Here is a 15,361-nt window from a genome sequence, read left to right as displayed (position 1 = left end):
TATGTCAATTGACTGGAACTGGGGCATCTTTCTGCAACAAGCCCCGTTCGGCAACACCACCTATCTCGGCTGGCTGTGGAGCGGCTTTCAGGTTACCGTTGCGTTATCGATAACGGCGTGGATTATCGCGTTTCTTGTCGGTTCGCTGTTCGGTATTCTGCGTACCGTCCCTAACCGTTTTCTCTCTTCGATTGGCACGCTCTATGTGGAACTGTTCCGTAACGTTCCGCTGATCGTGCAGTTCTTTACCTGGTATCTGGTGATCCCGGAACTGCTGCCGGAAGATCTCGGCATGTGGTTTAAGGCCGAGCTGGATCCTAACGTACAATTTTTTGTCTCCTCTATGCTGTGTCTGGGGCTGTTCACCGCTGCGCGCGTCTGCGAGCAGGTACGTGCCGCCATACAGTCACTGCCGCGCGGGCAAAAGAATGCGGCACTGGCGATGGGCCTGACTCTGCCTCAGGCCTACCGTTACGTACTGCTGCCGAACGCTTACCGCGTCATCGTTCCGCCGATGACCTCCGAGATGATGAACCTGGTAAAAAACTCGGCTATCGCCTCAACCATTGGTCTGGTAGATATGGCGGCGCAGGCGGGCAAACTGCTGGATTATTCCGCTCACGCATGGGAATCCTTCACGGCGATCACGCTCGCCTATGTTCTGATTAACGCATTCATCATGCTGGTGATGAACCTGGTTGAACGCAAAGTACGCCTGCCGGGCAATCTGGGGGGCAAATAAATGTACGATTTTGACTGGAGTTCCATTGTTCCCTCCATGCCCTATCTGCTGGATGGACTGGCAATCACCTTAAAGATCACCGTTATCGCCATTATCGTCGGTATTGTCTGGGGCACCCTGCTGGCAGTGATGCGCCTGTCGAGCTTTAAGCCGCTCGCCTGGTTTGCCACGGCTTACGTTAACGTGTTCCGCTCCATTCCACTGGTCATGGTGCTGCTGTGGTTTTATCTGATTGTTCCCGGCTTTTTACAGAACGTACTGGGACTGTCGCCAAAGACCGATATCCGCCTGATCTCTGCCATGGTGGCGTTTTCCATGTTTGAAGCCGCCTACTACTCAGAGATCATCCGCGCCGGTATTCAGAGTATCTCGCGCGGGCAGTCCAGCGCTGCGCTGGCGCTCGGTATGACGCACTGGCAGTCTATGAAGCTCATTATTCTGCCGCAGGCGTTTCGCGCCATGGTTCCGCTGCTGCTGACGCAGGGCATCGTCCTGTTCCAGGATACCTCCCTGGTCTACGTGCTGAGCCTGGCAGACTTCTTCCGTACCGCCTCCACCATTGGCGAACGTGACGGAACGCAGGTTGAGATGATCCTCTTCGCGGGCGGGGTCTATTTTGTGATTAGTTTAAGCGCATCGCTGTTGGTCAGCTGGCTGAAGAAAAGGACGGTATAATGATTTCCCTGAAAAATGTTTCTAAATGGTATGGGCACTTTCAGGTGCTGACCGACTGCTCAACAGAAGTGAAAAAAGGCGATGTGGTGGTGGTATGCGGTCCGTCCGGTTCCGGTAAGTCCACGCTTATCAAAACCGTTAATGGGCTGGAACCTGTCCAGCAGGGCGAGATTGTCGTTAACGGCACCAAAGTGAATGACCGCAAAACCAACCTTGCCCAGCTTCGCTCCCACGTAGGGATGGTGTTCCAGCATTTTGAGCTGTTCCCTCACCTCTCCATCATTGAGAACCTGACGCTGGCGCAGGTGAAAGTGCTGAAGCGCGACAAAAAAGCGGCGCGCGAAAAGGGGCTGAAGTTGCTGGAACGCGTCGGGCTGTCTGCACATGCGGATAAGTTCCCGGCGCAGCTTTCGGGCGGCCAACAGCAGCGTGTGGCAATCGCGCGTGCGCTGTGCATGGATCCGGTGGCTATGCTGTTTGATGAGCCGACGTCCGCGCTCGATCCTGAGATGATCAACGAAGTACTGGACGTCATGGTGGAGCTGGCGCACGAAGGGATGACCATGATGGTGGTGACGCACGAAATGGGCTTCGCCCGTAAAGTGGCCAACCGCGTGATCTTCATGGATGAAGGGAAAATTGTTGAAGACTCACCAAAAGAAGAGTTCTTCGCAAATCCTAAATCTGAACGTGCAAAAGACTTCCTCGCCAAAATCCTGCATTAATCTTTTTAGTGCGCAATCTGCGGATTGCGCACTGCTTCACGCTTTAGATCTCTTTTTCTATTCGGCGTCACATCGCAGCGTTAACCTTGTCACAAATAATGCTGAGAATGGAGAACGCTATGGCACAGCCAATTATTCTCGACTGCGATCCGGGTCATGATGACGCGATCGCACTCGTCCTTGCTCTTGCTTCCCCTGAACTGGACGTAAAAGCTGTCACCTCCTCCGCCGGAAACCAGACGCCGGATAAAACCTTGCGAAACGTGTTGCGCATGTTGACGCTGCTGAAACGCACCGATATTCCTGTCGCAGGTGGCGCCGTTAAGCCGCTGATGCGCGAGCTGATCATTGCGGATAACGTTCACGGTGAAAGTGGGCTGGATGGTCCGGCGCTGCCGGAGCCGGATTTCGCACCGCAAAACTGCACTGCCGTCGAGCTCATGGCGAAGGTGCTGCGTGAGAGCGCAGAGCCCGTGACGCTGGTGGCGACCGGCCCGCAGACCAACGTTGCGCTGCTGCTGAACAGCCATCCTGAACTGCACAGCAACATCGCCCGTATCGTCATCATGGGCGGGGCAATGGGGCTGGGGAACTGGACGCCAGCCGCGGAGTTCAACATTTTCGTTGACCCGGAAGCCGCGGAAATCGTCTTCCAGTCGGGCCTGCCGATTGTGATGGCGGGGCTGGACGTTACCCACCGCGCACAAATTATGGCGCAGGACATTGAACGATTCCGTTCTGTGGGCAACCCGGTTGCAACAACCCTGGCAGAGCTGCTCGATTTCTTTATGGAGTATCACAAAGCCGAGAAGTGGGGCTTCCACGGTGCCCCGCTGCATGACCCATGCACCATCGCCTGGCTACTGAAGCCGGAAATGTTTACCACGGTCGAGCGTTGGGTTGGTGTGGAAACACAGGGGAAATATACCCAGGGAATGACGGTGGTGGACTATTACTCGCTGACGGGAAACAAGCCGAATACCACGGTGATGGTGGATATCGATCGGGAAGCGTTTGTGGATTTGCTGGCGGAGCGTCTGGCTTATTATATGTAGTCCGAAAAAACAGTACATTATTGGGCATTTTAGGCGGTTCTGCTGCCTAATGCCCTTATCATGCCTCCCTCATACTAAAAACTTCATTAAATAAAACAAGCAAGAAAAAACAGAACGCTTTTATTTGATAATAGCTAAACCATTAGCCCCACCCATTTGTCACAATTATTATTACTTGCTACTGATTCACTCCTCAAATAAAAACAATGAATTCTTTTATGGATACTTTCAAAAGTGAGATAAACATCACTTTGCTTCGCAAGGACATGTTCGATGATCGAATGAACATAGCAAGGGAGCACGTTATGTATTACAGCGAAGAAATTATCAAGCAACCTGGAACTGACAAAGAGCTAGCTGTGCGGTTAGATAAAGCGTTAATAGGCGTTAAAGAAGGTGTACAAGATTATGTAAATGGTCTTGGCGATGCCACAACACGCTTACTTTATTATACATCCTGTCTTACAGAAAATTATCAAGATGTTTGTAAAAAACTTGGTTCTGAAGATGTCAGATTTATTTGCGCTCTATATGAACTAGTCAAACATAGAAATGTTATATTTCGAATGTTGAATATATATAGAAACCCTCTTAAAAAATAAAAGCGATGTAGAAAAGAAAACAATCCTTGAAAACTTAACGCCATTCGCCAAAAACTATTCCATTAAATACATTTCAAAAATGGTTTGATTTACTTTATAACATCATATATATGCTACGGAAACAAAATGAATTTATCTGTTCAGAATGCATTAATGAAAAAAATAGGAAGCAGAGTTGGGTGGGTCATAGGAGGACTGAATATTTATGGGATTGTACAACGTGCTGCTGATAGCGCAGATAATCTAAAAAATTTCTGCCCAATATTTTATAACGCCTTATATAGAGAGGGGTTAGAAATGATGTATTTCTTGATCGAACCCATGATCATGAAGTCTTGCTATCTAAATATTAGCACAGCATCTGATGAAGAAATTGTCAGAGCACTTAAGAGAATGATGTGAAAATGCTTAATTTGATGAATAATCTATTAAGAAGATATATCAGGCGTTTTTATAATAATATCAAAGATGATTGCATCAACAATATTATAGGCTGTGGAATAATTTTCCTTATAGCCATAATCTCCATTTTGGTTTCTATTTTTGTCGATAATAACAAAATTGCATTTGGAATTATCGCCTTGATAGTAACACTGACATTTTCACTAATATTTTTTTACAACGGAAAAGAATGAAATGACTATCCCGGCACATATTTGGCTCATCGATGACAATGGCTCACCTTTGACAGGAGAGTGTTTAATGCCATCACGATTGGGTTCCACTGAGCTTAAGTCCTTTAATCATTCGGTATGGATTCCTACAGACCATAATACAGGGAAACTGACTGGAACACGTCTTCATGTACCGATTAGATTTAAAAAAGAGATAGACCGGCTCACACCCTATCTATTCAGAGCCGTATGCGAAGGAAGAATACTGAAAGAAGCTTTAATAAAAATGTATAAAATTAATGATGCAGGAATAGAACTGGAATATTTCAATATAAAGCTGGAAAATGTAAAGATAACTCAAATCTCCCCCGTTCTATTTCCAGTAGGTATTGCAAGTAAGCATATGGAAGAAGTTGAAATTCGCTATGAGTCTATAGAATGGAAGTACACTGAAGGAAACATAATGTACAAAGACTCGTGGAATGAAAGGGTCACAGCCTAAAGAGGGTGGAAATCTTTCGGGAAACGTTTGGATATTTACTGGCGGAGCGGCTGGCTTATTATTCTGCGGCCTGATGCCCTCACCCCGACCCTCTCCCACAGGGAGAGGGTGCAAACAGTTTTGCTTTTACCTACGGCTCAAACGGCCGACGCTGGAACTGGTCGTGCCCGCACTTCGGACACAGCGACAACACCTCCGGCGTATACACGGCGATATGGTGGTGGCACTTCTCACACACCAGGTTCCCCAACCCCACTACTTCGCCGCTGTGGACACCGTGGTGGTTTAAATCCTGAAACACCTCACGCCATTCCAGCTGAGTTTTATCGGTAATATCCGCCAGCTCCTGCCACAGGCTCTCTTTGATGACCCGCATAAAAACGCTGTCGGCGATCTCGTCCTGGCTCTCTTCATAGCTTCGCGCGAACTCCTCCAGGTCACGGCGCACGGCGCGCGTCACCTCTTCCACTTCGGTTCGCGTTAACTCACCCGTTTGCGTCACGCGTGCGCGTGCCTGTTCGACCAGCGCGTCGATATCACGCTCGCCGTTACGCAGCCGTTCCGTCAGAGTCGCTACCAGTTCACGGTAAAATTGAGCAACCTTGTTCATCATTTTGCCTCCCGGGTAAGTAACTGTCTCTAATAATAGACCTTATTTCGCCGCCGCTTTGTCAGGTGAAGCACAGACCCGGTAAATTCCTGCAAAGTGCATTTGCGTGAAAGGCTGTTTTGACGCGGGCGTTTGGGCTATGCTATGCGGATCTGAATTACCACATCCATTGGCTACATTTGTAGCTGTATTGAACACAGGACCACTGGCTGCCATGCAAGAGCAATACCGCCCGGAAGAGATAGAATCAAAAGTCCAGCAACACTGGGACGAGAAGCGCACCTTTGAAGTAACCGAAGACGAGAGCAAAGAGAAGTATTACTGCCTGTCGATGCTTCCCTATCCTTCTGGTCGACTACACATGGGCCACGTGCGTAACTACACCATCGGTGACGTGATTGCACGCTACCAGCGCATGCTGGGCAAAAACGTTCTTCAGCCTATCGGCTGGGATGCGTTCGGCCTGCCTGCTGAAGGCGCGGCGGTGAAAAACAACACGGCACCGGCTCCGTGGACGTACGACAACATCGCGTACATGAAAAACCAGCTGAAAATGCTGGGCTTCGGCTATGACTGGAGCCGCGAGCTGGCAACCTGTACCCCGGAATACTACCGCTGGGAGCAGAAGTTCTTCACCGAGCTGTATAAAAAAGGCCTGGTGTACAAGAAGACCTCTGCCGTTAACTGGTGCCCAAATGACCAGACCGTTCTCGCGAACGAACAGGTTATCGATGGCTGCTGCTGGCGCTGCGACACCAAAGTAGAGCGTAAAGAGATCCCGCAGTGGTTTATCAAAATCACCGCCTACGCTGACGAACTGCTGAACGATCTGGACAATCTGGACCACTGGCCAGATACCGTTAAGACCATGCAGCGCAACTGGATCGGCCGTTCCGAAGGTGTGGAAATTACCTTCAACGTTGAGAACTACGATCAAACCCTGACCGTCTACACCACCCGCCCGGACACCTTCATGGGCGCGACCTACCTGGCCGTGGCCGCAGGTCACCCGCTGGCGCAGAAAGCGGCAGAAAACAATCCAGAACTGGCGACCTTTATCGACGAATGCCGCAACACGAAAGTGGCCGAAGCCGACATGGCGACGATGGAGAAAAAAGGCGTTGATACCGGCTTCAAAGCGATCCACCCGCTGACGGGCGAAGCGATCCCTGTCTGGGCCGCCAACTTCGTACTGATGGAATACGGCACAGGCGCCGTGATGGCCGTGCCGGGTCACGACCAGCGCGACTACGAATTTGCCACCAAATACGGCCTGACCATCAAGCCTGTTATTCTTGCTGCTGACGGCTCTGAACCCGATCTCTCTGAGCAAGCGCTGACTGAAAAAGGCACCCTGTTTAACTCCGGTGAGTTCAGCGGCCTGAGCTTTGAAGAGGGCTTCAACGCCATCGCCGACAAGCTGGCCTCCCTGGGCGTGGGCGAGCGTAAAGTGAACTACCGTCTGCGCGACTGGGGCGTTTCCCGTCAGCGTTACTGGGGTGCGCCAATCCCAATGGTGACGCTGGAAGATGGTACCGTGATGCCAACGCCAGAAGATCAGCTGCCGGTGATCCTGCCGGAAGACGTGGTCATGGACGGCATCACCAGCCCGATCAAAGCCGATCCTGAGTGGGCGAAAACCACCGTCAACGGTCAGCCAGCGCTGCGTGAAACCGACACCTTTGACACCTTTATGGAATCCTCCTGGTACTATGCGCGCTACACCTGCCCGCAGTACAAAGAAGGCATGCTGGATTCTGATGCAGCAAACTACTGGCTGCCGGTAGACATTTACATCGGTGGCATTGAACACGCCATCATGCACCTGCTCTACTTCCGCTTCTTCCACAAACTGATGCGTGACGCAGGCCTGGTCAACTCCGACGAGCCGGCAAAACAGCTGCTGTGTCAGGGTATGGTGCTGGCAGATGCGTTCTACTACGTTGGCGCGAACGGCGAGCGTAACTGGGTTTCTCCGGTTGATGCGATTGTCGAGCGCGACGAGAAAGGCCGTATCGTGAAGGCGAAAGACGCTGAAGGTCATGAACTGGTTTATACCGGCATGAGCAAGATGTCCAAGTCTAAAAATAACGGCATCGACCCGCAGGTGATGGTTGAGCGTTATGGTGCGGATACCGTGCGTCTGTTCATGATGTTCGCCTCCCCGGCAGATATGACCCTTGAGTGGCAGGAATCCGGCGTTGAAGGGGCCAACCGCTTCCTGAAGCGCGTCTGGAAACTGGTTTACGAGCACACCTCTCAGGGCGATGCGCCAGCGCTGAACGTAGCTGCACTGACTGAAGATCAACAGGCGCTGCGTCGTGATGTTCATAAAACTATTGCGAAAGTCACCGATGATATTGGTCGTCGTCAGACCTTCAATACTGCAATTGCGGCTATTATGGAACTGATGAACAAGCTGGCGAAAGCCCCGCAGGACGGCGAGCAGGATCGCGCGTTAATGCGTGAAGCGCTGCTGGCGGTCGTTCGCATGCTTAACCCGTTCACGCCGCACGTTAGCTTTACCCTGTGGCAGGAGCTGAAAGGCGAAGGCGATATCGACAATGCGCCGTGGCCAGTGGCGGATGAATCCGCTATGGTGGAAAACACCACGCTGGTGGTGGTGCAGGTTAACGGTAAAGTGCGCGGTAAAATTACCGTCGCGGTCGACGCAACCGAAGAACAGGTTCGCGAGCGCGCAGGCCAGGAGCATCTGGTCGCTAAATACCTTGAGGGCGTTACCGTACGTAAAGTGATCTACGTACCTGGTAAACTGCTGAATCTGGTCGTTGGCTAAGCGCGGGAGGAAACGTGCGACAACTGGCAACAATACTCTTATCTCTGGCGGTGCTTGTCACCGCTGGCTGCGGCTGGCACCTGCGCAACACCACGGCAGTGCCTGCGCAGATGAAAACGATGATCTTCGACTCATCCGATCCGAACGGACCGCTGAGCCGGGCCATTCGTAACCAGCTGCGTTTGAACGATGTTAAGCTGATCGAGAAGGGAACCCTACGTCAGGATGTTCCTTCGCTCCGTGTCCTGAAATCAACGCTGTCACAAGATACGGCCTCGATCTTCCAGGATGGGCGGACGGCGGAATATCAGATGGTGCTTACCGTTGATGCGGCCGTCTTGATGCCAGGTAAAGATATTTACCCTATCAATACCAAAGTCTACCGCTCGTTCTTCGATAACCCGCAGACGGCGCTGGCAAAAGACGCCGAACAGCAGATTATCATCAAGGAAATGTATGATAAGGCCGCGGAACAGCTGATCCGCAGGCTGCCTGCCATTGCCGCGTCGACGAAAAAAGGCGCTGACGTTATCGAAACACCGGATGCCAGCACGCCGGATATGCCAACGTCTCTGGGTAACTGATGATCAGGTTGTATCCTGAACAACTCCGCGCGCAGCTCAACGAAGGGCTGCGCGCGGCCTATCTGCTACTCGGCAACGACCCCCTGTTACTACAGGAAAGCCTTGATGCGGTTCGCCATGCGGCAGCCGCGCAGGGTTTTGATGAGCATCATACGTTCCAGATCGATAACAGTACCGACTGGAACGCTATCTTCTCGCTTTGTCAGGCCATGAGCCTGTTTGCCTCTCGTCAGACAATCCAGATCCTGCTGCCTGAGAATGGTCCTAACGCTGCCATCAATGAACAGCTGGCTATGCTGGTGAGTTTGTTACACGGCGATCTGCTGCTTATCGTACGCGGCAACAAACTCACAAAAGCGCAGGAAAACGCTGCCTGGTTTACCCGGCTAACCCCCAGTGCGGTGCTTGTCTCCTGCCAGACTCCAGAGCAGGCGCATCTGCCAAAATGGGTTGCCGCGCGAGCAAAGCAGCACAATTTGCAGCTGGATGAGGCCGCCAGTCAGCTCCTGTGCTACTGCTACGAAGGCAACCTTCTGGCACTGGCGCAGGCGCTGGACAGGCTCGCCCTGCTGTGGCCCGATGGCAAGCTGACGCTGCCGCGCGTGGAACAGGCGGTGAATGATGCCGCGCACTTTACCCCCTTCCACTGGGTTGATGCGCTGCTGTCGGCGAAAAGTAAACGTGCTCTGCACATCCTGCAACAGCTGCGCCTGGAAGGGAGTGAGCCGGTCATCCTTCTCCGTACGCTCCAGCGCGAATTACTGCTGCTGAACAACCTTAAACGCCAGTCAGCACACACGCCCCTGCGCGCCTTATTCGACAAACATCGCGTCTGGCAAAACCGTCGGGCGATGACCACGGAGGCGATAAACCGCCTTAGCCAGGAGCAGTTGCGTCAGGCAGTGCAACTTCTGATGCGCGCCGAACTGACGTTAAAACAGGATTACGGTCAGTCTGTCTGGGCGGAGCTGGAGAGTCTCTCTTTGCTGCTCTGCCATAAGGCTCTGGCAGACGTATTTATCGATGGGTGATATGCATTCTTTACAGGCAATGTATGGCGGGACCTTCGACCCGGTGCACTATGGGCATCTTAAGCCGGTAGAAATCCTCGCGAATTTGATTGGCTTGCAGCGGGTGATCATCATGCCCAACAATGTTCCGCCGCACCGTCCTCAGCCAGAAGCAACCAGCGAGCAGCGTAAAGCGATGCTCGCGCTGGCTATCGCCGATAAGCCTCTCTTCACACTGGATGAGCGTGAACTGCGTAGAGATACCCCTTCCTGGACATCGCAAACGCTGCGGGAGTGGCGCGCTGAGCAGGGGCCCATGAAACCGTTGGCGTTTATCATCGGCCAGGATTCCTTGCTCAACTTTCCCAGCTGGTACCAGTACGAAACCATTCTGGAAAACAGTCATCTGCTGGTCTGCCGCCGTCCGGGCTACCCGCTGACCATGCGCGACGCGCAGCATCAGCAGTGGCTTGACGCACATCTGACGGACAATATAGAAGACCTGCACAGTCTCCCCGCCGGGAAAATTTACCTCGCTGAAACGCCGTGGTTTGATATTTCCGCGACCCTCATCCGCGAGCGTCTCCAGCAGGGTTTAGACTGTGACGATCTCCTCCCCTCGCCCGTGCTGGCCTATATCCATGCGCACGGTCTGTATCAGAAAAGTACAGATGTCTGAGCATCGCCGGCGAAATTGTCCGTTAATGATTATCCTGCCTTGACAGGCTAAGCCATACTGATATCCTCCGCTGCCAGACTTTCCCGCCGATCGCTGCTTTACAGAAATTGTTTTACAAAAATGGCGATGCAATCTCAGGCGGAGGGTGGGATGATACCCGCCTTCAAAAGCCGGGCGGTGACATTTGTCCCGCGACTGGCGTCAGTTCAGGTATACTGACTGGCCACGAATTCATAGTTGTACAATCTCATTCACCCAGGGGGAAAACTTGCAGGGTAAAGCACTCCAGGATTTTGTTATCGACAAAATTGATGACCTGAAAGGTCAGGACATCATCGCTATCGACGTTAAGGGTAAATCCAGCATCACCGACTGCATGATCATCTGCACCGGCACCTCAACTCGTCACGTTGTTTCGATTGCTGACCATGTTGTTCAGGAATCGCGCGCGGCAGGGCTGCTTCCGCTGGGCGTTGAAGGTGAAGCGACCGCTGACTGGGTGGTTGTCGATCTCGGCGATGTGATTGTCCACGTCATGCAGGAAGAGAGTCGTCGCCTGTATGAGCTGGAAAAACTCTGGGGTTAATGCGTGAAGTTGCAACTGGTCGCCGTCGGCACCAAAATGCCGGACTGGGTACAAACCGGTTTTACTGAGTATCTGCGTCGTTTCCCAAAAGATATGCCGTTCGAACTGGTGGAGATCCCAGCAGGAAAGCGCGGCAAGAACGCAGATATCAAACGTATTCTCGATAAAGAGGGAGAGCTGATGCTGGCTGCCGCAGGCAAAAACCGCATCGTGACCCTCGATATCCCGGGCAAACCCTGGGATACGCCGCAGCTGGCGCACGAACTGGAGCGCTGGAAGCAGGATGGTCGGGACGTCAGTCTGTTGATTGGCGGACCAGAGGGGTTATCTCCCGCCTGCAAAGCGGCAGCAGAACAAAGTTGGTCACTCTCGGCGCTGACGCTGCCCCACCCGCTTGTACGGGTTCTCGTGGCAGAAAGTTTGTATCGCGCATGGAGCATCACTACCAACCACCCTTATCACCGCGAGTAATGACTGACCAGGGTAATTTAAGCAGCGGATGAAACTACAGAATTCTTTTCGCGACTATACGGCTGAGTCCGCGCTGTTTGTGCGCCGGGCGCTGGTCGCCTTTACGGGGATTTTGCTGCTTACCGGCGTGCTGATCGCCAACCTTTATAATCTGCAAATTGTCCGCTATACCGATTACCAGACCCGCTCAAACGAAAACCGTATCAAGCTGGTGCCCATCGCGCCCAGCCGCGGCATTATCTACGATCGTAACGGCACGCCGCTGGCGCTTAATCGCACCATCTACCAGATAGAGATGATGCCCGAGAAAGTGGATAACGTGCAGGATACCCTGAACGCGCTGAGAAGCGTTGTCGACCTGACTGATGACGATATCGCTGCGTTCAAAAAAGAGCGCGCACGTTCTCACCGCTTCACCTCCATTCCGGTAAAAACCAACCTGACAGAAGTGCAGGTCGCCCGTTTTGCCGTTAACCAGTACCGTTTCCCCGGAGTGGAAGTCAAAGGCTATAAACGCCGCTACTATCCTTACGGCTCCGCGCTGACGCACGTCATTGGTTACGTCTCCAAAATCAACGATAAAGACGTCGAACGCCTTGATAAAGACGGCAAGCTGGCTAACTACGCCGCAACCCATGATATTGGCAAGCTGGGGATCGAACGTTATTACGAAGATGTGCTGCACGGTCAGACCGGGTATGAAGAGGTTGAAGTTAACAACCGTGGCCGCGTGATCCGTCAGCTGAAAGAGGTGCCCCCGCAGGCGGGGCATGACGTCTATCTGACGCTCGACCTGAAGCTACAGCAGTATATCGAGACGCTGCTGGCGGGTAGCCGTGCTGCGGTTATTGTGACCGACCCGCGTACCGGCGGCATTCTGGCGATGGTTTCGATGCCAAGCTACGATCCGAACCTCTTCGTGGATGGCATCTCCAGCAAGGATTACTCCGGCCTGCTCAACGATCCAAACACGCCGCTGGTAAACCGCGCGACGCAGGGGGTTTATCCTCCAGCTTCAACGGTTAAACCGTATGTCGCCGTGTCTGCGCTGAGCGCGGGCGTCATCACCCGTAATACCAGTCTGTTTGACCCCGGCTGGTGGCAGTTGCCTGGCTCTGAGAAACGCTACCGCGACTGGAAAAAATGGGGCCACGGCCATCTGAACGTGACCAAATCACTGGAGGAGTCGGCGGATACCTTCTTCTATCAGGTCGCCTACGACATGGGTATTGACCGTCTGTCTGAATGGATGAGCAAGTTCGGCTACGGGCATTACACCGGTATAGATTTGGCGGAAGAGCGTTCCGGCAACATGCCAACCCGCGAATGGAAGCTGAAGCGCTTTAAAAAACCCTGGTATCAGGGTGACACCATTCCGGTGGGGATCGGCCAGGGCTACTGGACGGCAACGCCGCTGCAAATGAACAAGGCGATGATGATCCTCATCAACGATGGCGTCGTGAAAGTGCCGCACCTGCTGCAAAGCACCGTTGAAGACGGCAAAAAAGTGCCATGGATACAGCCGCACGAGCCGCCGGTGGGTGACATTCATTCCGGATACTGGGAAATCGCGAAAGACGGCATGTACGGTGTAGCCAACCGCCCTAACGGGACGGCGCACAAATATTTCGCTGGCGCACCGTATAAGGTAGCCGCGAAATCAGGTACGGCTCAGGTCTTCGGTCTTAAAGCGAATGAAACTTACAACGCACATAAAATTGCCGAACGTCTGCGTGACCACAAGCTCATGACGGCGTTTGCCCCTTATGATAACCCGCAGGTTGCGGTGGCGATGATTCTGGAGAACGGCGGCGCAGGCCCGGCGGTGGGTACCATCATGCGTCAAATCCTCGACCACATCATGCTGGGTGACAACAACACCGAACTGCCAGCTGAAAACCCGGCAGCCGCTGCGGCGGAGGACCAATAATCATGACGGATAATCCGAATAAAAAATCGCTGTGGGACAAGATCCACATTGACCCAGCCATGCTGCTGATTCTGCTGGCTCTGCTGGTCTATAGCGCCCTCGTTATCTGGAGCGCCAGCGGCCAGGATATCGGCATGATGGAGCGTAAAATCGGCCAGATCGCCATGGGTCTGGTTATTATGGTGGTGATGGCGCAAATACCGCCGCGCGTGTACGAGGGCTGGGCGCCCTATCTCTATATTTTCTGTATCATTTTGTTGGTGGCAGTAGATGCTTTCGGCGCCATCTCGAAGGGGGCACAGCGCTGGCTGGATCTGGGGATTGTCCGCTTCCAGCCGTCGGAAATCGCCAAAATCGCCGTCCCGCTGATGGTGGCGCGCTTTATTAACCGCGACGTCTGCCCGCCGTCGTTGAAAAATACCGCCATTGCGCTGGTGCTGATTTTCCTGCCGACGCTGCTCGTGGCCGCACAGCCGGACCTCGGTACCTCGATTCTTATCGCCCTCTCCGGCCTGTTCGTCCTGTTCCTGTCCGGCCTGAGCTGGCGTCTGATTGGTATCGCCGTGGTGCTGGTTGCCGCGTTTATCCCTATCCTCTGGTTCTTCCTGATGCATGATTACCAGCGTCAGCGCGTTATGATGCTGCTCGATCCCGAGACCGATCCGCTGGGCGCAGGCTATCATATTATTCAGTCGAAGATTGCGATTGGCTCCGGCGGCCTGCGCGGCAAAGGCTGGCTGCACGGTACGCAGTCGCAGCTCGAATTTTTACCGGAACGCCACACCGACTTTATCTTTGCCGTTCTGGCTGAGGAGTTAGGGCTGGTTGGCATCCTGGTTCTGCTTGCACTCTACGTGCTGCTGATCATGCGAGGTTTGTGGATTGCCGCACGCGCCCAAACCACCTTTGGTCGCGTGATGGCAGGCGGATTAATGTTGATTTTGTTCGTTTATGTCTTCGTAAATATTGGTATGGTGAGTGGGATTCTGCCGGTTGTCGGCGTACCGCTGCCGCTGGTGAGTTATGGGGGCTCGGCACTGATCGTGTTGATGGCCGGGTTTGGTATCGTCATGTCGATCCATACCCACAGGAAAATGTTGTCCAAAAGCGTATAAAAATAAGGGGATCGCAATGCGTAAGCAGTGGCTGGGGATCTGCATCGCAGCAAGTTTACTTGCCGCCTGTACAAGTGATGATGGTCAGCAACAGGCAACCGTCGCGCCGCCGCAGCCTGCGGTCTGTAATGGCCCGATTGTCGAGATTAGCGGTGCCGATCCCGTTTATGAACCGCTGAACGCCAGCGTGAATCAGGATTATCAGCGCGACGGTAAAAGCTATAAAATCGTTCAGGATCCTTCCCGTTTCAGCCAGGCTGGCTTTGCTGCCATCTATGACGCTGAGCCCGGTAGCAACCTGACCGCGTCGGGTGAAACCTTCGATCCGATGCAGATCACGGCGGCACACCCGACGTTGCCTGTCCCGAGCTATGCACGCATCACTAACCTGGCGAATGGCCGAATGATCGTGGTGCGTATCAACGATCGCGGTCCTTACGGCACCGATCGCGTGATCTCCCTGTCCCGCGCGGCGGCCGACCGTCTGAACACCTCAAACAATACTAAAGTGCGTATCGACCCAATTATCGTGGCGCAGGATGGTTCGCTGTCTGGCCCGGGCACGGCCTGTACCACGGTCGCGAAACAGACCTATGCCCTGCCCGCTCGCCCGGATCTGAGCGGTGGTATGGGGGGCGCTTCAACGCCGGCAGTGCCCGCGCAG

General features: G+C 53.3%; 17 protein-coding genes. 16 read left to right on the top strand and 1 reads right to left on the bottom strand.

The genetic code is table 11. The features are described from left to right. Nucleotide 1: 1 nt before the first annotated feature. The 7 genes from gltJ to DD606_RS12820 all read left to right on the top strand — a co-directional run bounded on the left by gltJ (nucleotide 2) and on the right by DD606_RS12820 (nucleotide 4,915). On the top strand, nucleotides 2-742 hold the full coding sequence (gene gltJ / locus DD606_RS12845; protein ID WP_015571133.1) for a glutamate/aspartate ABC transporter permease GltJ: 741 nt from the start codon (nucleotides 2-4) through the stop codon (nucleotides 740-742). Further along, a complete protein-coding gene (gene gltK / locus DD606_RS12840) occupies nucleotides 743-1,417 on the top strand; it encodes a glutamate/aspartate ABC transporter permease GltK (RefSeq protein WP_003858686.1) in 675 nt (224 codons plus the stop codon). Beyond that, complete coding sequence (locus tag DD606_RS12835; protein ID WP_006809622.1) at nucleotides 1,417-2,142, top strand: amino acid ABC transporter ATP-binding protein; 726 nt, start codon at nucleotides 1,417-1,419, stop codon at nucleotides 2,140-2,142. Before gltK ends, DD606_RS12835 begins: the two co-directional genes overlap by 1 nt. A 119-nt stretch (nucleotides 2,143-2,261) precedes the next feature. Continuing rightward, entirely contained in the window at nucleotides 2,262-3,197 is a 936-nt protein-coding gene (gene rihA / locus DD606_RS12830; RefSeq protein ID WP_129258734.1) for a pyrimidine-specific ribonucleoside hydrolase RihA, read from the top strand. Nucleotides 3,198-3,502: 305 nt separating this feature from the next. Continuing rightward, the gene (locus DD606_RS26450) at nucleotides 3,503-3,799 is read left to right on the top strand and encodes a hypothetical protein (protein ID WP_032628366.1); all 297 of its coding nucleotides are present in this window, start codon (nucleotides 3,503-3,505) and stop codon (nucleotides 3,797-3,799) included. Between the two features lie 126 nt (nucleotides 3,800-3,925). Continuing rightward, nucleotides 3,926-4,201, top strand: coding sequence for a hypothetical protein (locus tag DD606_RS26445; RefSeq protein WP_032628170.1), 276 nt, complete (start codon nucleotides 3,926-3,928; stop codon nucleotides 4,199-4,201). Between the two features lie 234 nt (nucleotides 4,202-4,435). Continuing rightward, entirely contained in the window at nucleotides 4,436-4,915 is a 480-nt protein-coding gene (locus DD606_RS12820) for a type VI secretion system tube protein TssD (protein ID WP_023324317.1), read from the top strand. A gap of 130 nt (nucleotides 4,916-5,045) precedes the next feature. Here DD606_RS12820 and DD606_RS12815 read toward each other — a convergent pair whose 3' ends face one another. Next, complete coding sequence (locus DD606_RS12815) at nucleotides 5,046-5,525, bottom strand: zinc ribbon-containing protein (RefSeq protein WP_129258745.1); 480 nt, start codon at nucleotides 5,523-5,525, stop codon at nucleotides 5,046-5,048. A 214-nt stretch (nucleotides 5,526-5,739) separates the two neighbouring features. On the opposite strand from DD606_RS12815, the gene leuS reads away from it, so the two are divergent. The 9 genes from leuS to rlpA form a co-directional block, all read left to right on the top strand. Then, the gene (leuS, locus tag DD606_RS12810; RefSeq protein WP_022650605.1) at nucleotides 5,740-8,322 is read left to right on the top strand and encodes a leucine--tRNA ligase; all 2,583 of its coding nucleotides are present in this window, start codon (nucleotides 5,740-5,742) and stop codon (nucleotides 8,320-8,322) included. A gap of 14 nt (nucleotides 8,323-8,336) precedes the next feature. Beyond that, complete coding sequence (gene lptE, locus DD606_RS12805; RefSeq protein ID WP_022650604.1) at nucleotides 8,337-8,906, top strand: LPS assembly lipoprotein LptE; 570 nt, start codon at nucleotides 8,337-8,339, stop codon at nucleotides 8,904-8,906. Further along, entirely contained in the window at nucleotides 8,906-9,937 is a 1,032-nt protein-coding gene (gene holA, locus DD606_RS12800; RefSeq protein WP_022650603.1) for a DNA polymerase III subunit delta, read from the top strand. Before lptE ends, holA begins: the two co-directional genes overlap by 1 nt. Beyond that, nucleotides 9,930-10,595 carry a nicotinate-nucleotide adenylyltransferase gene (gene nadD, locus DD606_RS12795; RefSeq protein ID WP_003858694.1) on the top strand — a complete coding sequence of 222 codons (666 nt, stop codon included), beginning with the start codon at nucleotides 9,930-9,932 and terminating at the stop codon, nucleotides 10,593-10,595. Before holA ends, nadD begins: the two co-directional genes overlap by 8 nt. 268 nt (nucleotides 10,596-10,863) lie before the next feature. Then, nucleotides 10,864-11,181: a ribosome silencing factor gene (gene rsfS / locus DD606_RS12790; RefSeq protein ID WP_003858696.1), complete on the top strand. Its 318-nt coding sequence runs from the start codon at nucleotides 10,864-10,866 to the stop codon at nucleotides 11,179-11,181. Nucleotides 11,182-11,184: 3 nt separating this feature from the next. Then, complete coding sequence (gene rlmH / locus DD606_RS12785; RefSeq protein WP_003858701.1) at nucleotides 11,185-11,652, top strand: 23S rRNA (pseudouridine(1915)-N(3))-methyltransferase RlmH; 468 nt, start codon at nucleotides 11,185-11,187, stop codon at nucleotides 11,650-11,652. A 28-nt stretch (nucleotides 11,653-11,680) separates the two neighbouring features. Next, nucleotides 11,681-13,582, top strand: coding sequence for a peptidoglycan DD-transpeptidase MrdA (gene mrdA, locus DD606_RS12780; protein ID WP_015571138.1), 1,902 nt, complete (start codon nucleotides 11,681-11,683; stop codon nucleotides 13,580-13,582). Nucleotides 13,583-13,584: 2 nt separating this feature from the next. Beyond that, nucleotides 13,585-14,697 carry a peptidoglycan glycosyltransferase MrdB gene (gene mrdB, locus DD606_RS12775; RefSeq protein WP_015571139.1) on the top strand — a complete coding sequence of 371 codons (1,113 nt, stop codon included), beginning with the start codon at nucleotides 13,585-13,587 and terminating at the stop codon, nucleotides 14,695-14,697. A 16-nt stretch (nucleotides 14,698-14,713) separates the two neighbouring features. Further along, the coding region (gene rlpA / locus DD606_RS12770) for an endolytic peptidoglycan transglycosylase RlpA (protein ID WP_129258732.1) at nucleotides 14,714-15,361 on the top strand (648 nt) is incomplete at its 3' end.

Source organism: Enterobacter cloacae complex sp. GF14B, from assembly GCF_004136805.1.
GTDB classification, from domain to species: domain Bacteria; phylum Pseudomonadota; class Gammaproteobacteria; order Enterobacterales; family Enterobacteriaceae; genus Enterobacter; species Enterobacter hormaechei_C.
The sequence above is the reverse complement of the archived record's forward strand: the minus strand, read 5'-3'. Positions and strand labels throughout refer to the sequence as shown.